The organism is Sphingomonas sp. SUN019 (genome assembly GCF_024758705.1).
Taxonomy (GTDB): Bacteria; Pseudomonadota; Alphaproteobacteria; order Sphingomonadales; family Sphingomonadaceae; genus Sphingomonas.
Window position 1 is genome coordinate 2168318 of record NZ_CP096971.1, and the last position, 18177, is coordinate 2186494.

General features: G+C 65.2%; 15 protein-coding genes and 1 pseudogene. 5 read left to right on the forward strand and 11 right to left on the reverse strand.

The window, feature by feature from the left end; translation table 11 throughout:
* Positions 1 to 29: 29 nt before the first annotated feature.
* Positions 30 to 326, forward strand: coding sequence for an SEL1-like repeat protein (locus tag M0208_RS10400; protein WP_258891631.1), 297 nt, complete (start codon positions 30 to 32; stop codon positions 324 to 326).
* A 19-nt stretch (positions 327 to 345) separates the two neighbouring features.
* On the opposite strand, the gene topA is transcribed toward M0208_RS10400, so the two are convergent.
* The 4 genes from topA to plsY form a co-directional block, all read right to left on the reverse strand.
* Complete coding sequence (gene topA, locus M0208_RS10405; RefSeq protein ID WP_258891632.1) at positions 346 to 2892, reverse strand: type I DNA topoisomerase; 2547 nt, start codon at positions 2890 to 2892, stop codon at positions 346 to 348.
* 63 nt (positions 2893 to 2955) lie between these two features.
* Positions 2956 to 3309, reverse strand: a complete 354-nt coding sequence (locus M0208_RS10410; protein WP_258891633.1) for a hypothetical protein — start codon at positions 3307 to 3309, stop codon at positions 2956 to 2958.
* Positions 3310 to 3470: 161 nt separating this feature from the next.
* Complete coding sequence (dprA, locus tag M0208_RS10415; protein WP_258891634.1) at positions 3471 to 4556, reverse strand: DNA-processing protein DprA; 1086 nt, start codon at positions 4554 to 4556, stop codon at positions 3471 to 3473.
* Positions 4549 to 5130: a glycerol-3-phosphate 1-O-acyltransferase PlsY gene (gene plsY / locus M0208_RS10420; RefSeq protein WP_258891635.1), complete on the reverse strand. Its 582-nt coding sequence runs from the start codon at positions 5128 to 5130 to the stop codon at positions 4549 to 4551. The genes dprA and plsY overlap by 8 nt, the downstream gene beginning before the upstream one ends.
* Positions 5131 to 5276: 146 nt before the next feature.
* Between plsY and murI the strand changes: the two genes are divergently transcribed.
* Both murI and hemA read left to right on the forward strand, forming a co-directional pair.
* On the forward strand, positions 5277 to 6065 hold the full coding sequence (gene murI / locus M0208_RS10425; protein ID WP_408988089.1) for a glutamate racemase: 789 nt from the start codon (positions 5277 to 5279) through the stop codon (positions 6063 to 6065).
* A 63-nt stretch (positions 6066 to 6128) separates the two neighbouring features.
* Entirely contained in the window at positions 6129 to 7385 is a 1257-nt protein-coding gene (gene hemA / locus M0208_RS10430; protein WP_309547000.1) for a 5-aminolevulinate synthase, read from the forward strand.
* A 138-nt stretch (positions 7386 to 7523) separates the two neighbouring features.
* Here the strand turns inward: hemA and M0208_RS10435 are convergent, their stop codons facing one another.
* The 4 genes from M0208_RS10435 to M0208_RS10450 form a co-directional block, all read right to left on the reverse strand.
* Positions 7524 to 9323, reverse strand: a complete 1800-nt coding sequence (locus tag M0208_RS10435; protein WP_258891637.1) for an ABC transporter ATP-binding protein — start codon at positions 9321 to 9323, stop codon at positions 7524 to 7526.
* 222 nt (positions 9324 to 9545) lie between these two features.
* Positions 9546 to 10430, reverse strand: a complete 885-nt coding sequence (locus M0208_RS10440) for a class I SAM-dependent methyltransferase (RefSeq protein ID WP_258891638.1) — start codon at positions 10428 to 10430, stop codon at positions 9546 to 9548.
* Positions 10427 to 10831: a hypothetical protein gene (locus tag M0208_RS10445; protein ID WP_258891639.1), complete on the reverse strand. Its 405-nt coding sequence runs from the start codon at positions 10829 to 10831 to the stop codon at positions 10427 to 10429. Before M0208_RS10445 ends, M0208_RS10440 begins: the two co-directional genes overlap by 4 nt.
* 159 nt (positions 10832 to 10990) lie before the next feature.
* Positions 10991 to 11380 carry a DUF736 family protein gene (locus M0208_RS10450; RefSeq protein ID WP_258891640.1) on the reverse strand — a complete coding sequence of 130 codons (390 nt, stop codon included), beginning with the start codon at positions 11378 to 11380 and terminating at the stop codon, positions 10991 to 10993.
* Positions 11381 to 12338: 958 nt separating this feature from the next.
* Here M0208_RS10450 and M0208_RS10455 point away from each other — a divergent pair.
* Positions 12339 to 12842, forward strand: a complete 504-nt coding sequence (locus M0208_RS10455; protein ID WP_258891641.1) for a hypothetical protein — start codon at positions 12339 to 12341, stop codon at positions 12840 to 12842.
* Here the strand turns inward: M0208_RS10455 and M0208_RS10460 are convergent.
* Positions 12744 to 13088, reverse strand: a pseudogene (locus M0208_RS10460) (hypothetical protein); the annotation flags it as partial. The gene M0208_RS10455 and the pseudogene M0208_RS10460 sit on opposite strands and share 99 nt — an antisense overlap.
* Positions 13089 to 13272: 184 nt before the next feature.
* Between M0208_RS10460 and M0208_RS10465 the strand changes: the two are divergent.
* Positions 13273 to 14583: an O-antigen ligase gene (locus M0208_RS10465; RefSeq protein ID WP_258891642.1), complete on the forward strand. Its 1311-nt coding sequence runs from the start codon at positions 13273 to 13275 to the stop codon at positions 14581 to 14583.
* Between the two features lie 136 nt (positions 14584 to 14719).
* On the opposite strand, the gene M0208_RS10470 is transcribed toward M0208_RS10465, so the two are convergent.
* Entirely contained in the window at positions 14720 to 15952 is a 1233-nt protein-coding gene (locus M0208_RS10470) for a hypothetical protein (RefSeq protein WP_258891643.1), read from the reverse strand.
* Positions 15952 to 18165 carry a polysaccharide biosynthesis tyrosine autokinase gene (locus M0208_RS10475; protein ID WP_258891644.1) on the reverse strand — a complete coding sequence of 738 codons (2214 nt, stop codon included), beginning with the start codon at positions 18163 to 18165 and terminating at the stop codon, positions 15952 to 15954. Before M0208_RS10475 ends, M0208_RS10470 begins: the two co-directional genes overlap by 1 nt.
* Positions 18166 to 18177: the final 12 nt, after the last annotated feature.

Here is an 18177-nt window from a genome sequence, read left to right on the forward strand (position 1 = left end):
GGAAACATGAACGACGTTTGGGGGATACGATGGGTAGCAGTCTCAAGAGCGCGAATTTTCTGATCGAAAGCCGTCTTCGTGACGCGTCGCGCGGATGCGATCGGGCCTGCTACGACCTGGGCGTTGCCTATTCCACCGGCACCGGCGGCGTCGTTCTCGACCTGATCGAGGCGCACAAATGGTTCAACCTGGCGGCGGTCGCGGGCAATCAATGCGCGCAGGAAGCACGCGCCGACATCGCCGAGGACATGAGCGCGCGCGAGATCGCGACCGCGCAGCGCGCAGCGCGGGACATGCTGCAGGGGATGCAGCGCCGCGCGGCGTAAACGCCGCGGGCGACTGCATCTACTCCGCCGCCGCTTTCTTGGGCGCGGCCTTCTTTGCCGCTGGTTTCTTGGCTGCCTTCTTCGGTGCGGCCTTTTTCTTCTTGGGTGCGGGCGCTGCCGCCGCGCGGGCGTCGATCAACTGGGCGGCTTCTTCCAGCGTCAGGGCGTCGGGGGTGATCGTTTTCGGCAGCGTCGCGTTGGTCGTGCCGTCGGTGACGTAGGGGCCGTAGCGGCCCTCCATCAGCTTCAGTTCGAGTTCGGTGCGGGGATGCGCGCCCAATACCTTCAGCGGCTCACGCGCCGCGCCGCGCGCCGGGCGGCCGCCATTCGCGGCGGCCTCGGCCAGCTTCACCACCGCGGCGTTCATGCCGGTTTCGAACACGTCGGCGGTCGATTGCAGCCGCGCATATTTGCCCGCGTGCTTCAGGTACGGGCCGTAGCGGCCGATCGCGGCCTCGATCGGCTCGCCGCTTTCGGGATGCGTGCCGATGGTGCGCGGCAGGCTCAAGAGCTTCAGCGCCCATTCGAGGTCGAGGTCGCCCGGCAGATCCTTTGGAATCGAGGCGCGCTTTGCTTCCTTGCCGTCGCCCAGCTGGATGTACGGGCCGAAGCGCCCTGATTTGCGTTCGATCGGCAGCCCGGTTTCGGGGTCGTTACCGAGCGTTTCGGGGCCGGTGTCCTCGTCTCCCTCGCCGCCGGGTTGCGCGAAGCGGCGGGTGAATTTGCACTCCGGATAGTTCGAGCAGGCGATGAACGCGCCGAATTTGCCGCCACGCAGCGCCAGCTTGCCCTCTCCGCAATTGGGGCACAGCCGCGGATCGGACCCATCGGCCTTGTCGGGAAACAGATACGGCGCGAGGAAGACATCGAGCTCGGCGGTGATCGCGCTGGGTTGCTGCTCCATCACTTCGGATGTGCGCGGCTTGAAATCGCGCCAGAACGCCTCGAGCACGGCCTGCCACTGCGCGCGGCCGCCCGATACGTCGTCGAGTTCTTCCTCCAGTTCGGCGGTGTAATCGAAGGCGACGTATTTTTCGAAGAAGCGTTCGAGGAAGGCGGTGACCAGACGCCCTGATTCCTCGGCGAAGAAGCGGTTCTTCTCGACGCGGACGTAGGCGCGGTCCTTCAGCGTCTTGATGATCGACGCGTAGGTGGAGGGGCGGCCGATGCCGAGTTCCTCCATCCGCTTCACCAACGACGCTTCGGAAAAACGCGGCGGCGGCTGGGTGAAATGCTGCTCGGCGTCGACCGATTTCTTCGCGGGCGCGTCGCCTTCGCGCATCCGCGGCAGGCGGCGCGCGTCCTCATCCTGGCTGTCGTCGCTGCCCTCTTCGTAGAGCGCGAGATAGCCGGGGAAAAGCACGACCTGACCGGTCGCGCGCAGCACATGGCGGCCGGTGCCGTCGGCCATGTCGACCGTCGTGCGCTCCATCCGCGCCGATGCCATCTGCGAGGCGAGCGCACGTTTCCAGACGAGGTCGTAGAGGCGGGCGTGGTCGCCCGATCCCACCTTGTCGCGGCCAAAATCGGTCGGGCGGATCGCTTCGTGCGCTTCCTGCGCGTTCTTGGCCTTCGAGGTATAGACGCGCGGCTTGTCGGGCACGTAGCTGGCGTCATAGCGGTTCGCGACCGCGAGGCGCGCGGCGGAGATGGCGCTGTGGTCCATCTGCACGCCGTCGGTGCGCATATAGGTGATCGCGCCGTCTTCGTAGAGCTGCTGCGCGATCCGCATCGTGTGATCGGCCGAGAAGCCGAGTTTGCGTGCGGCCTCCTGTTGCAGGGTCGAGGTGGTGAAGGGCGGCGGGGGATTGCGGCCCGCAGGCTTGGTTTCGACCGACTGGACCGAGAAACGACCGTCCTCGACCGCCTTCTTGGCGGCGAGCGCATCGCCCTCCGCGCCGATCGAAAGGCGATCGATCTTCTTGCCGTCCCATTGGATAAGCCGCGCGACGAACGGCGTGCCGTCCTGCTCCATCGCGGCGGTGACCGACCAATATTCTTGCGCGCGGAAAGCCTCGATCTCGCGCTCACGCTCGACGATCAGGCGAAGCGATACCGACTGGACGCGGCCGGCCGATTTTGCGCCGGGCAGCTTGCGCCACAGGACAGGCGACAGCGTGAAGCCGACGAGATAGTCGAGCGCCCGGCGCGCGCGATAGGCGTCGATCAGGTCGGTATCGAGTTCGCGCGGGCGGGCCATCGCCTCGGTCACGGCCTGTTTAGTGATCGCGTTGAAGGTGACGCGCTGAACGTCCTTGGGCAGCGCCTTGCGTTTGCGCAGCACCTCCTGGACGTGCCAGCTGATGGCCTCGCCTTCGCGGTCGGGGTCGGTCGCGAGGATCAGGCGGTCGGCGGTCTTCGACAGATCGGTGATGGCCTTGAGCTGTTTCGCCTTGTCGGCGTAATTTTCCCATTCCATCGCGAAGCCGTCGTCGGGGTTCACCGACCCGTCCTTCGGCGGCAGATCGCGGACATGGCCATAGCTCGCCAGGACGCGGTAATCCGAGCCGAGATACTTTTCGATGGTCTTCGCCTTGGCGGGCGATTCGACGATGACTAATTGCATTTCGACCCTGATATGGTGGCTCTCACGTATACGCGCGAGGGTGGCGAGCCGATGCCGGTGGCGTCAAGAGCGCGGCGTGGCAAGCCAGGCGAACAGGAATCCCGCGCCTAGCGCGAGGTCGATCATCCCTGCGCCGAAGGTCAGCGCGTCGACGCGGCCGGTCGCGAACAGGATCGCGCAGGGCACGCCGAAGACGAGTTTCTCGACCACCGCGACCGGCATCAGCGCGCGGTAACGGGCCGGATCGCCGCCGATCACCCAGAACGCCAGCTGGAACGCGGTGGCGGTGCCGATGAAGCCGTAGAAGTTGACCTCTCCGCCGACTGGCGCGGCGCGGAGATATTGCGGGAGCAGGGCGACGAGGCCGTAGATGGCGGCGGCGCGGAACCAGAGGGTGATCCAGCGGGGGGCGGTCATTCGGATGTTCCTCGGTTGTCGAGTACCTCCCCGGCGGAGGCCGGGGCCCAGTCGCCGCGTCTTATGTGATTATGTGACGATGTTCATCGACTGCCAACTGAGGCCTGCCTAACTGGGCCCCGGCCTTCGCCGGGGTGGGGCTTTCTTGGACCGTCACACGCTCACAACACGGCGCTCACCCGCCCGCCCGCATGGCGTTCCAGCCTGCCGCCCAACTCCAATTCCAGCAGCACCATATAGACGATCGACGGCGCGACGGCGGACTGGCGGATCAGTTCGTCGACCGCGACCGGGACCGGGCCGAGCAAATCGGTGATCGCGCCCCGCGCGGAATCGTCGGCGTCCTCGGGCGGGGCGTGAGTGAAGCCGTCGACGGGGGAGCGGACGGCGCGAGCGTCGATCGGGCGAATCTGTTCGAGCACGTCGGCGGCGGACTGGACCAAGGTCGCGCCTTCGCGGATCAGCAGGTTGCAGCCCTGCGCGCGCGGATCGAGCGGGCTGCCGGGGACCGCCATGACCTCGCGGCCCGCCTCATTGGCGAGGCGCGCGGTGATCAGCGAGCCCGATTTCGGTGCGGCCTCCACCACCACGGTACCGAGCGCCAGCCCCGCGATGATGCGGTTGCGGTGCGGGAAATGGCGCGCGCGGGGTTCGGTGCCGGGCGGCATCTCCGCGATCAGCAGGCCTTCGCTGGCGATGCGTTCCTGCAGCGCGGCGTTTTCGGGCGGATAGGCGATGTCGATTCCGCCCGCGATCACGCCGATCGTCGCGGGGAGCGATCCGGCATGCGCGGCGGTGTCGATCCCGCGCGCCAGCCCGGAGACGACGACCGCGCCTTTGTTCGCCAGCTCCAGCGCGAGCTGGCGCGCGAAGCGGCAGGCGGCGGCCGACGCGTTGCGCGCGCCGACCAGGCCGACCGCGGGCTTCGCGAGCAAGGAAGCGTCGCCGCGGACGGTGATTGCGGCGGGGGCGTTTTCGAGTTCGGCGAGCAAGGCGGGATAGCCGGGGTCGCCGAGGAACAGCAGGTTCGCGCCCGCCTTCGCCACCGCCGCCAGTTCGCGTTCGATCGTGCGGGCATCGGGCGGGACCGGCGCACGGCCGCCGCCGCGGCGCGCGAGGTCGGGCAGAGCCGCGAGGGCGCGCGCAGCATCACCGAAGCGCGCGATCAATTGGCGATAGCTGACCGGGCCGACACCCGGCGTGCGGATCAGCCTTAGACGGTCGGCGGCCCCGCCCGCATCACGCACCTTTTGCGCCGATCCTGGGCTCGGTGCCCTCGATCAGCCGGCCGATATTCTCGCGGTGTTTCCACAGTACGATCAGCGCCAGCGCGAGGAGCAGGGGCACGAGCGCAAACTCGCCGAGCGCCGCGGCGACCGGCGCGCTGATCGCGGCGGCCATGCCCGCCAGCGAGGAGATCCGCAGCAGGGCGAGCATGCCGAGCCAGACGATCGCGTAGACGAGCGCGATCGGCCAGAAGAGCGCGAGGACGATGCCCATCAGCGTCGCGACGCCCTTGCCGCCCTTGAACCTGAGCCACACGGGATAGCAATGGCCGACGAATGCGCCCGCCGCCGCCAGTTGCTCCTGCCCCGGAAACACGGCGCGGACCAATGCGACCGCGGCGAACCCCTTGGCCATGTCGAGCAGCAGCGTCGCCGCCGCCAGCCCCTTGCGCCCGGTGCGCAGCACGTTGGTGGCGCCGATGTTGCCGGAGCCGATCGTGCGCAGGTCGCCCGCGCCGAACGCGCGGGTCAGGATCACGCCGAACGGGATCGATCCGAGCAGATAGCCGATCAGCAGCGCGGCGGCCGCGGGCATCCAGACGATCTCGGTTTCCAGTACGCCCTCCCCCGGCCCGAAGCCCTAACGCGAGTCTTGTGGCGATGTCGCTGATTTGTATCAACCGCGAAACGAACCACGGAGAACGGATTTCACGCGGCCCCATATCGCCTTAGGGGGACATGATGACCGATCCGCGACCGATCCTGTTCTTCGATTCGGGCGTCGGCGGATTGTCGATCGTGGCTCCGGCGCGGGTCGCGGTTCCGCACGCGCGGTTCGTCTATGCCGCCGATTCCGCGGGTTTTCCTTACGGAACAAAGAGCGAGGAGGAGATTGCGGCGCGCGTGCCCGCGCTGCTGGGGCGGCTGGCGGAGCGGTATCGGCCGCGGCTGATCGTGATCGCGTGCAATACCGCCTCGACGATCGCGCTGCCCGCGGTGCGCGCGGCGCTCGACCTGCCGATCGTCGGGACGGTGCCCGCGATCAAGCCTGCGTCGGCGGCGAGTCGCACGCGCGTGATCGGGGTGCTGGGGACCGATGCGACGGTGCGGCAGGGCTATGTCGACGATTTGGCGGCGCGCTTTGCGGGGGATTGCCGGGTGGTGCGGCACGGATCGGCGGCGCTGGTCGAGCTGGCGGAGGCGAAGTTGCGCGGCGAATCGTTGGCCGATGGTGCGGTGGCCGCGGCGGTCGCGCCGCTGGTCGACGTGCCCGACCTCGACACGGTGGTGCTGGCCTGCACGCATTTCCCGCTGCTGGCGGACGAATTGCGCGCGGCGTTCGGCGCGGGGGTGAGCTTCACCGACGGCGGGCCGGGAATCGCGCGGCGAATCGCGTATTTGACGGAAGGCCAGGCGTGGGCGGCGGAGCGTGCGCCCGATGTCGCGGTATTCACGCGGGTCGACGATTCGGTCGCCGCGCTGACACCTGCGCTCGCGGCGCGCGGCTTTGCGGCGATCGAGGCGCTGTGACGATCGGCGTGATCGGGCAAACGGGCTGGAAATCCTGATAGTACGGCGTTAGACGCGCGGGCCATGAGCATCGAGGCCAAGTCCGCGCCGCAGAATCGCCAGCAGGTGGATTACGGCCGCGTCTTCACCCAGGCGATCGATCGCCTCCATGCCGAAGGCCGCTACCGCGTCTTCATCGACATCCTGCGCAACAAGGGCAATTTCCCGAATGCGCGGTGCTTTGCCGGGCATAACGGGCCGAAGCCGATCACCGTGTGGTGCTCGAACGATTACCTCGCGATGGGGCAGCACCCAAAGGTGATCGCGGCGATGGAGGAGGCGCTGCACGATGTCGGCGCAGGCAGCGGCGGCACGCGCAATATCGGCGGCAACACGCATTATCATGTCGACCTGGAGGGCGAGCTTGCCGATTTGCACGGCAAGGAAGCGGCGCTGCTGTTCACCAGCGGATACGTCTCGAACGAGGCGACACTGGCGACGATCGCGAAGGTGCTGCCGGGGTGTGTGATCTTTTCCGACGAGCTGAACCATGCGTCGATGATCGCGGGGATTCGCAACGCCGGGTGCGAGAAGCGCATCTTCCGCCACAACGACATCGCTCATCTGGAAGAATTGCTGGCCGCCGAAGACCCCGCCACACCGAAGCTGATCGCGTTCGAGAGCGTGTATTCGATGGAGGGCGACGTCGCGCCGATCGCGGCGATCTGCGACTTGGCGGACCAGTATAACGCGCTGACGTATCTGGACGAGGTCCATGCGGTCGGGATGTACGGAGCGCGCGGCGGCGGGATCAGCGAGCGCGATGGCGTGGCCGATCGGCTGACGATTATCGAGGGGACGCTGGGCAAGGCGTTCGGCGTGATGGGCGGATACATCGCGGCGGATCGCATGATCGTCGACGTGATTCGCAGCTATGCGCCGGGGTTCATCTTCACCACCAGCCTGTCGCCGGTGCTGGTCGCGGGCGTGCTGGCGAGCGTGCGGCATCTGAAGGCGTCGAGCATCGAGCGCGAGGGGCAGCAGGCTTCTGCCGCGATGCTGAAGATCATGCTGTCCGACGCCGGGCTGCCGGTAATGCTGGGCGACACGCACATCGTGCCGGTGATGGTCGGCGATCCGGTGAAGGCGAAGAAGATCAGCGACATCCTGCTCGCCGAATATGGCGTGTACGTGCAGCCGATCAATTACCCGACCGTCCCGCGCGGGACCGAGCGGCTGCGCTTCACGCCCGGCCCGGCGCATGACGCGGCGATGATGCGCGAGCTGACCGACGCGCTGGTGGAAATCTGGGGCCGGCTGGAGTTGCGGAAGGCTGCTTGAGGGCGTCTTGATCCTCCCCTGCAAGGGGAGGTGGCGCGCAGCGCCGGAGGGGTGTCAGCCTATCGATAGGTTTTCACCCCTCCGTCAGCGCTTCGCGCTGCCACCTCCCCTTGCAGGGGAGGATGTTCTCCGCTGACCTCACTCCGCCGCGATTTCCGCCATCGGCGCGCCTGCCTGGCGTTCGAACAGGCGGCGGTAGTGGCCATCTCCTGCGGTCAGCAGCGCGTCGTGCGCGCCGTCCTCGACGATCCGGCCGTGGTCGAACACCAGGATGCGGTCGAGCGCGCGGACGGTGGACAGGCGATGCGCGATGACGATCGCGGTGCGGCCGACGATCAGCCGCTCCATCGCCTGCTGGATCGCCGCTTCGGACTGCGAATCCAGGCTCGACGTAGCCTCATCGAGAATCAGGATCGGCGCGTCGACCAGGAATGCGCGCGCGATCGCGACGCGCTGACGCTCGCCGCCCGACAATTTCACCCCGCGTTCGCCGACGAGCGTGCGATAGCCCTTCGGCAGCCGCATGATGAAGTCGTGCGCATTCGCCAGCCGCGCGGCCTGTTCGATTTCGGCGAGCGTCGCGTCGGGGCGGCCGTAACCGATGTTCTCGGCCAACGTGCGGTGGAACAACACCGGTTCCTGCGGGACGATCGCGACCTGGCTCCGCAGCGACGCCTGCGTGGCGTGCGCCACGTCCTGCCCGTCGATCGTCACGCGCCCGGAATCGACGTCGTGCAGCCGCTGGATCAGCTTTACGAAGCTGGTCTTGCCCGATCCCGATTGTCCGACCAGCCCGACGCGCTCACCCGCGGGGATCGTCACGTCGAGCGCGTCGTACAGCGCGCGATCCTGCCCGGCGTAGCGGAAGGTGACGCGTTCGAAGCGGATCGCGCCGCGTTCGATCCGGATCGGGCGCGCGTCCGCGCGGTCGGCGACGCCGAGCGGCTCGTCGTGGAGCTGGACCAGTTCCTCCATCTCGTTCACCGAACGCTGGAGCATGTGGATGTGCTGCCCGATGTCGCGCAGATAGCCGCCGAGCACGAGGTAGCTGGTGACGACATAGGCGACGTCGCCCGCGCTCGCGCGGCCCTGCGACCACAGCCACAATGCCCCGCCGGTCACCGCGATGCGCATCACCCACAGCAGGGTCAGCTGGCCCGTCCCGGCATAAGTGAACGCCATCCACGTCCGCCGCGTGCGCCGCCGCCATTTGGCGACGGTCCAGGCAAGCCGCCTCTCCTCGCGCGCCTCCCCGCCGAACGCCTTCACCACCGCATTGGTGCCGATCGCGTCGGCCAGCACGCCGCCGATCTTCGTGTCCCACTGGTTCGACAGCCGCGCGATCGGGGCCAGCACGCGGGTCGCGAGGCCGACGGTCAGCGCGATATAGGCGACCGCGCCGACCAGCATCACCAGGCCGAGTATCGGCCAGTGCAGCGCGAGCAGGATCACCGTGCCCGCCAGCACCGTCAGCGACGGCAGCAGCGACAGCAGCAGCACGTCGTTGAGCGTGTCGAGCGACCACATCCCGCGGGTGATGCGGCGCACGGTGCTGCCGGAGAAACTGTTGGCGTGCCAGTCGGTCGACAGCCGCTGGACGCGCGCGAACGATTCCTGCGTGACGTCGCGCATCATGCCGAGCGTCATCGGGACGATCGCCCACCAGCCGAGATGGCGCAACGCCACCATCGTCAGGCTGAGCGCGGCGATCAGCGTGAAGGCGTGGACCGCCGCATCAGTCGCCCCGTCGTTCACCGCGTCGATCATGCGCCCCGCATAGAGCGGCACGAACACCTCCGTGACGGTGGCGAGCGTCATCGCGGTGGCGCACGCGATCGCGAGCCGCGGCGTTCGCCCCCACAGATGGAAGGTGAAGGCGAGCACCTTGCGCAATACGGACACGCGCAGGGCGCGGTCTTCGTCGTCGTCGTCGATCATGGGAGCATATCGCGCGGTTGCGCGATCCTTGTGTCAGCGATGCAGGGGGGCGATCCGATTATCGGCCGCCGGAGTCAGCCCAGGGCGAGGCCCTTGCCGCGGAGGGGCGTGTGCTGGTCGATCATCGTGGCCCTCCCTTCTGATTCGCGTAAGAATCGTTCGCGTAGCAGATTGCGACGGTTGACGCCATCGCACGTGGTGCCCGGACCATAAGGAAGGCGATCAGGCCGGTTTGCGCCAGACGAGCACGCCGTAGATCATCGCGCCGCTGCGCAGCGCCCACCACAGGCGCGGGATCGACAAGATGAAGGCGCGGTTGGCGGCCGTCGCATCGATCGCCATCCGGCGATAGCGCGCGCTGGTCACGAGCCGCGCCGCCAGCCGACGCCCACAGATCGCCCAGGTTCGCCTGACCTGCGCACTGATGTCGTCGAACGCGACGGGCACGAACCCGGCGTCGCGGGCAAGCACATCATACGCCGTCCGGCTGCCCATGCTCGGCAATGCGCCTTCGCGACAGATCGGTTCGAGCAGATGATCGACCTGCCACCGGCTTGGCGTCTCCGCGCTGAGCCAGGCGCACACCACCAGCCGTCCGCCGGGCTTCATCGTCCGCCACGCCTCTGCAAAGAATGCGGCCTTGTCCGCGAAATGCTCCGAACTTTCGATCGCGTACGCGTGATCGAACGACGCATCGGGGAAGTCGTTCGCCAGCCAGTCGCGCTCGATGCAGGTGAAGCGCCCGCGGAGCGGCTGCAACCCCGCGCCGACCGCGGCCTGCGCGCTTGACACGGTCAGGCCAGTGATCGCCACGTCGTGCGTCTTCAGGATGTAGGCGGCCGTTGCGCCATAACCGCAACCGATATCGCAGAGCGCGCCGCCGGGATCGGGATCGAGCCGCGCAATCACCAGATCGACCAGCGCCTCGACCGCGCGCGCCGGCGTCTCGCCGCCCTCCGCCCAGTAACCGTGATGCACATAGTCGCCCCAGATCTCGCGATAGGCCGCGTCGAGCCCGTCGTAATGGTCGCGGACATGCGCGACGGTGCGGGGAATGCGCGGATAGACCATGCGCGCGCGCTGCTCGCCGCGGGCGGCCGGCGTCATCGCGCGTGGCCCGGAACCATATCGATGACAGATGCGAGAACGATCATCACCGCCGCCTTTGACGTCCCGACAGCCAATCGGCGGGACACCGGGACAACAACATGACCGCGAACCGCGCACAATTCCATATCGATGTGCCGGCCGGTTCGTTCGACGGCGTCAACCGCGACGAAGCGGCGTCGCAGCGGGGCGTGATCGACAAGTGGCGGCGTCACGGAATGAGAGGCGGCATCGATCAAACTGCTGGAAACCGCGACGCTGACAAGCTTCGAGGGCTTTCCGCACGGCCTGTGCACGACGCACGCGGGATCGGTCAGCAGTGGCTGCATCTCGACGTTGAGTTGGAACGCGTTGCCCTGACTATGCGGCGGCTGGCCGAGAGTGCTGGCAGCGACCTGCACGTTCTGCGCACGCAGCGCCGCGACGATCTCGGTTCATCGCCGCCGCGCGGCCGAGTCGCCAGCCGCGATTCTCGGACGACCCGAGACAATCCCTCCCCCGTTCTCATTGGCGCGAGACCGTGCTTCACTAGTCAGCGGAACTGTGATGGTCGCGCCGGCCTAGCAGAAAGAATGCCCGGTCATGACATCCGGTGAATGCCGGAGCCGGGCCTTCCGCTCAATTGGCGGGGTTCCAGATTTCGCGAACCGGTCTTCGGCTTCGCCCGTGGCGCGGCCAAGGTTGGCGTGGAGCCGCCGCCGTCCGAACTTTAGGACGGCGAAGCTCAGCGACACGTAGTCGCGGCCCGAGGGCTCCGACCGCCGCGTCAATCCCGCGCCGGTCTCGACCCCGTCGGCAAGGACGCGGTAGTCGGGCTGGACGTCGCTCGCCTCGCTGCGATTGGCGACGATGTCGATGTCGATGTCGATGTCGGCACGGATGCTGAGCGTCTTCAGCCAGCCCTTGAACGACCCGTCGTCGTGCTTCGTCAAGTATCCGATGGCAGACATGCCAAGGCAGGGTCCAAGACGATTTATCAGAATCTTGCTGGCCAAAATACGCCGGGGTCGATTATGCGCGCGGCATGCGAGCACAACGACAGGAGATGGCAACGCGGGCGGCGAGGCTGCGGTCTGACGGACTGACGCTGAAACAGATTGCTCTTCGTATCGGCCGTAGCGAAGGCGAAGTGTCTAAACTCCTTCAGGCTAAGGCCTGAACATCAGTGCTGCTAATCTGTTCACCGTTAACTCACTCGGCCCAAAAGCCCGTCGCTTGGTTCAAGCCGTTTGATTGCTTAAATCGACGATCGGAGACAGAAGCATGAAACCGGCACTGATAAGCGCCATGATTGCGTGCTTAACCCTCACATCGGCTGGCGTGGCACAGGTCCGCTCGGTGCGCGACACCGCGACGGCCTACGGTGCACGGCTTGATGCCGCGGGGCAGCCCAGGATTCCTAAGCAAAATCGAGTGAACAATCGAATCGACAGCCGGATCGATAATAGGCTTAGTCTGCGGATGGAGCGATACAGGCCTAATAATACGAACAATCCCGCCGCAGACTTTGAGGTCGCGACGGACGATAAATCCCGCGCTACGCCCATCATCGCGCCCCCGTCCCAGCAAGATGACGAGAGACAGTGAACAATCCGGCATTGCCGATACTTCGACATGCCGCGCGCTTGGGCGTTAAAGTCGACCCGATCGCGGAAAAGCGGTTGTTTTCTGAAGCGAACCATTTCCGTTAACAAGCATCGACTATGCCGAAACCTTGCGGCGGGGCGCAGGAAAAGCGCGTTATGCTTCGCCTCTCCTATCCAACCTTCATCGATATCCCAGCGCTCGACCGCTATCGTGCCATCGCGGTGCTAGCGGTAGTGGCGTTTCACCTCGGCATATTTCCAATCAGATAGATGGGAGTGCCGTTGTTCCGTGCCCATTGGGCTTCCTGATGACGCGCCCCTAGTGTCAAAGGCGCGCGCGCCCGCCCGCCTGATCCTATCTCATCGAGTTTACTGGGGCGATCAGACGATCACGCTGGGCGGCGGCACCGACGTGCTGACGCTGGACCGCTCCTACAGCGCCTTCGCCATCGGCAACCCGACCCGCGTCACCGACTTCGCGACCGGCGCCGACACGCTCAGCATCGACCAGTATCTCGCCGACGCGCTGGTCGGCTGGGACAAGGCCACCAATCCGTTCGCCACCGGGCGCCTCAAGCTGGTCCGGTCGGGCAGCGACACATTGCTCCGGCTCGACCGCGACGGCAGCGCTGGCACCGGCTACGCCCTCGACACCCTCCTCACCTTCGCCAACACCATCGCCGCCAGCTTCACCGCCAAAGATCTCGGCTATGCTCCAGTATCGTCTCTAGCAACGACGTTGACGACGGATGCCGGTGCATTGGAAATAGCGCATACCTTCGGAAACGCAGTTGCTTATCCTCACGACGTGTTCGGATTGTATTGAACGGTCGTAGAATTGCGTTGTGCGGGTGGAGGCATGGCTGGCTGTTAGCGCAGCGCACTCCAGCGTTCCGCCATTCTTCAGATTCGCGGTGAGCCCGGTCGCGCGAAACGAAGGGTTGCCGATGACGGTCGCGATACCTGCCGCGGCCGCCCGCCTGCGCGCTATCTGATACGCGTCCGTCGGGGGCAGAGGGGTGATGCTCAGACGCCCGGCGCCGCGCGCGACGATGCGGAAGAGCGGCCCCCTGCGATCCTGCGCACTTCGGTAGCAGCGAGCGCGTGCGTACACGCACCCTCGCACGCCTGCGGTCCGCGTGAATCCCGCCATCGCATCTGCTGCAGCTAACGCGCGATTAACCTTGATGGACTAGCGATCTGCATCGTTCGACTCACGATCGCGCCCGTCGAACGGCGAGCATACAGGAGGACGCGTGGGACGCGCGACGACGGTAAAGACATCCATAGCGCGGCTGGGGCTGTTCGGTTGGCTGGGTATCGTGGTCGGCATCGTCATGCCAATGCTCTCGGCGCTGATGTACCCGGTGTATATGCATCAGATGCAGCCGGGCTGGGCGGAATGGACCCGCCTGATGGAACTGCCGTTCGTCGCCTGCGAATTGGCGATCGTCCATGTCGCGATCCGGGCCGGATATCGCGACGCGCTGATCCTGGAAAAACTATCCAAGGACGTCATCGTCGCATTCGTCCTGCTGCTCGTCGGGCTGACCGTCAGCAGCCTACTATTCTCCAAAAACGTGCCCGCGTCGATCACGCTTTCGATCACCACCCTGATCCACCTGCGGTTCGGCGCAGCGGTCTTCTTTCTGGCGCGATCGGAACGCGACGGCGACATCCGCTCGCTCTTCTCCCATTTCGAACCTGGCCTTGGCATCGGGCTCGTCGCGCTCACGATCCTGACCGTATGGAAATTCCAGCTTCCGCCCCCCGAATGGACGGTGCCGGGCGGTCACATCGAATGGGCGTCGGCGTTGCCGGGCTTCATCAACGTACGCCACTTCGGCTCCTGGACCGGCGCGATCGCCGCGGGCCTGATGGTAGCATTGCTCTACGGCAAGAGGGAACAGGCGCGCGTCACAAGCCTGTTCTACCTGCTGGCCGCGGGACTGACGTGCTGGTCAGGGACGCGCGCGGCGGTTCTGGCCATGGCGGTCGTGGGACTGATCGCGATCGTCAGCCTGCGCCGCCTGCCCCACATTCGAGCGTTGGTTCGCGTCGGTGGGTTGAGTGTGCTGGCGATGCTTGGCGCGATCGTGTTCTCGCCCGATCTGCCGGAGTTTTCCCTGTTCGTAAAAGAGGATATTGCCAGCGTTGACGCCATGGCTTCGGGGCGGCTCGAATTGTGGCACGACACGTTCTTCCGCTGGCTCGATGCTCCTTTGTTTGGGTGGGGTTCCGGATCTACCTTCTGGGAGGTCAACATCGGTTGGGCGCATACACAGCCGCACAACGCAGTCCTGCAATTCCTGATTTCATGGGGGATCGTCGGGGCCGCCGGCGCCCTGTGGTTGCTCGTCCGCGCCATCGTCGCGACGCATCGGACCGGGATGGAGGACGACGAACTGCGCCCACTCACCGCAACGCTCTATTCGTTGCTGTTCATGAGCCTGCTGGAGGGGATGCTCTACTATCCGCGGTTCATCATGCTCATCATGATCGGCTTCGCCGTCCTGTTCGCCGCGCGCGGTGATGCGGGTAGCCGCTGCGGGCGGGCGGGCGCTTGAGTATGCTTGTAAATTCCGCCCGGCGCATTCTATTCAGTACGACACGTCGCGACATTGCGCTACCGGGTCGGGTCGCTATCAACGCTTGGTAATTTGAACCGGTAGAATGAGCGACATCGGCATAGTCTGCTGCCGATCATGGCAAGGGAGCGAGTTGCACCCGATCGATTTGACCCGATACACCCGAGGTGGCGCTGGACGGTCGAGCGAACAACGTGAGCACTTGGACCGGGCAACCCGCGGGGACGTAGAACCGACCAGCGAAAACGCCGTCGGCCTGCGCCGACCGAGGCATGTCCACACGCCCAAGTTCACGGCCCCCACTACATACTAGCGTCCAGTAAGGAAGGGATTCGCGCGGTTGGTCTAGGTTCATGCTGTGACCCGAGAGACGATAGCTGCCAGGTAGCAGCAGCTGCACTTGCTGTAGCAAGGCTCCTCCAACAGTCGGCGAAACCGCGAAATCGAAAAAGCTTCCCGCCGCGCTGCGCTGGATTGACGTGCTGCCTCCCGCAACATCGACAACATTCCAATCCAGCGGGGAAGGCGCATCCAGCACCGCGGCAAACCGCGGGTCGCGTGATCTCTGACGGTCGGCGCTACGCCGCATCCGTGCATAATAGGACCATGCCCGGTCGATCTGCCCCTTCTGTATCAGGGCGTTGATGACCGCGCCTTGCGCCATGCCCGAAACCGGCACCGACGCATGGTGCAATCTGGAGAACAAGCTGGCCGTCGCCTCCACGTCCGGGCCTTGCGTTCCCACATAATTAATGAAGCTGTCCGCCCACGTCGGCTTCGCCGCCAAGGTGCGCGTGAGGGCCTTCTGGATAGCGGGATCGGCGATCGCTGCAGCTAGGATTGGAAACAAAACGTCTGCAGCCGTACGCGATGTCCGCAACGCGATATCGTACTGCCGTATCGCGCCGGTTATGTCGCCGCGGCCAACGGCATCCTCAATCGCCCACAATTGGACCACAAGTTCACGACGCGACAATCGTTGCGCGTAAATAAACAGTCGCCGCGCGGCGGCGGTATCACCGCGCGCCTGGGTGTCGATCCCCAACGCCGACGCCGCCAGGACAGTTGTGGGATCAGTACGCAGAGCGGTTCTGGCAAGGGTGTCGGCACGTTGGCGATCCGCAGCCGACGCTTGCGGATCAACTACGAGCCGCTGCGCGAACGTGGCGTTGATGCGAGCATCTCCCGGCGCCAACCCGTGCGCACGCGCGGGATCGGTACTGCGCAGCACACGCGCCAACGCGCCGGTAACCGCAAAATAGCCCAGCACGGCGAACGCCACCGCCAGAAGGCCACGCACACCCCATTCCACCACGGAACGCTGCGACAAGCCTGACCGATCTGCCATCAGCCGGACGCCTTGGCTCCGTCGTCACGGCCATAGCCATAGCCGTATTCATAGCCATAACCGTAGTGCGCCTTGCGCGCCTCGAACTTGGTCAGAACGCCGCCGACCACCCGCGCGTTCGCGCTGGCAAGACGACCAAGCGCGGTCTTCACCATACTGGACCGGATGCCATGCGATTCAACGGCATAGATTACGCCTTCGACCCGACTGGCGATCAGCGGAGCATCGGCCAGGCCCATGACCGGCGGCGAATCGATCACCACGTGATCAAACTTCTCAAGGAGGCGCTCGATCAAGAGTGACAGACGGCTGCCGGTCAGCAGTTCAGCGGCATTGGGGGGGAGCGGCCCAGCCGACATCGCCGTGAAGCCGAGATCGCTCATCTGGAATGTGAGCGCGTCGATATTGTCCTGGCCTGACAGGAAGTTGCTAAGGCCATGGTCATGATTGACGCCACCCAGATGATGAACGGACGGCGAGCGCATGTCACCGTCGACCAAGATGACATTGCGTCCCGCCCGCGCGAGCGTCGTCGCCAACGCCAGAGCCGTGGTCGACTTACCTTCTGCCGGTCGCGTTGAGGTGACAGCGAGTGATCGCGGCACGCCATGTTCTGTCGTGAAGGCGAGATTGGTCTGCACCGCCAGATAAGCATCAAACATGTCGGACTTGCGATCGAGCAGCGCCTCCTTCGGCGTTCCACTATCCAGCTTGGGCACCGAACCGAGCAATGGCAGGCCCAACTGCCGTTCCACCTCGCTCGGATCGGCGATCGCTTCGTCGATTTGCTCTAGCGCAAAGGCAAGTCCGGCACCCAGCACAAGCCCTGCAAGTAGCGCCACCGCCAGATTGATGATCAGCCGCGGACTGGAGGGCTGATCGGGCGCGCGAGCGGGATCGACGATGGAGATGTTGTTGACACCGACACCGCCGGCAACTCCGATTTCTTTGAAGCGCTGAAGCACGCCGTCATACAGCGCTCGATTGGTGTCCACCTCCTGCTGATAGATATTGTACTGAATACTGCGGCGGCGCAGATCCAGATAGCTGTCCTTGAGTTGATCGACCTTCACTCGCAGCGTCTGCTCGCGCTTGAGCGCCTCGCGATAATCACTTTCGAGCGAGCCTGACACGCGGCTTTCTTCACGCCCAATTGAGCGATCGAGCTGTTCAATCTGCGACTTTATGGCCTGCGCTGCAGGATACCCCGGCTCGAACTGGGTCATCAGGCGCTGATAGTCGGCAGCGAGTTCGGCGCGACGCTGTCGCAAATTGTTGATCGCCGGGTTGCGCAACGCTTCAGTCGATGCTCCTGCGCGCCCCGCCTGCTGATAGCGCGCTTCGGTTTGGATGCGATCTGCGGTCGCTTGGCTCAGCGCCGCATTGAGCGTTGCCAGATCATCGGCCACAATCGAGCGTTCCGACGTTGTCTTGCCGTCTCCGCCTGCCTGCGACGGTAGATTGATGATGCGTTGCGTCGACGCGTAACCGACAAGCTGACGCTGTGATTCGTTCAGCCGGTCCTTGAGCTGGCCTAGCTGCTGCTGAAGCAGGTTGCGCCCATAAGAGGTTGCCTGCACTTTCCGCTCCAGATTGGTCTGGATGAAATTCTCCGCCCAAGCGTTCACTACTTTTGCGGAGAAGTCTGGCGCGGGACTGGTGAAGCGAATCTCGACTAGGCGCGACAACCGCGCTGGTTCAACCTGCAGGTGATCACGAAGCACCTTGCCGGCGATGCGCTGGCGCTCTTCCCGGCCCGTCGCGGGGTATCGGCCGTTCACCGATTGAAACATGGGTCCATCATCCTGGACGCCAAACAGCTCGAAAAATTTGGGATCGTCCACCAGACGCAGCTGACTAGCGACCCGTTCCGCCAGTGAACGTGACTGCAAAAGTCCGTATTGCGTCTGATAGAATTCCTGATCGGCGACGCTGGCTTCTTGCTCAACGCCTTGAAAGTTCGTGACCTTATCGGATTCCCGTGAAATTTCGACGGTCGTTTCCGCTGTGTATTTCGGCGTCATCAACAGCGTGACGATCAGCCCAAGCAGGACCGACGTGACGACCGCGCCTAGGATGACGTAGCGCCAGCGCATCGCAATCCGCAAATACTGACGAATGAGCGGCATGCGGTCGGCGTCAGATAATGGATCTGCCACGACCGGCCGACTGCCCGGCGCGGTGCTTCGCAAATTGGGTGTGACCAAATTCATGTAGATGCGCGC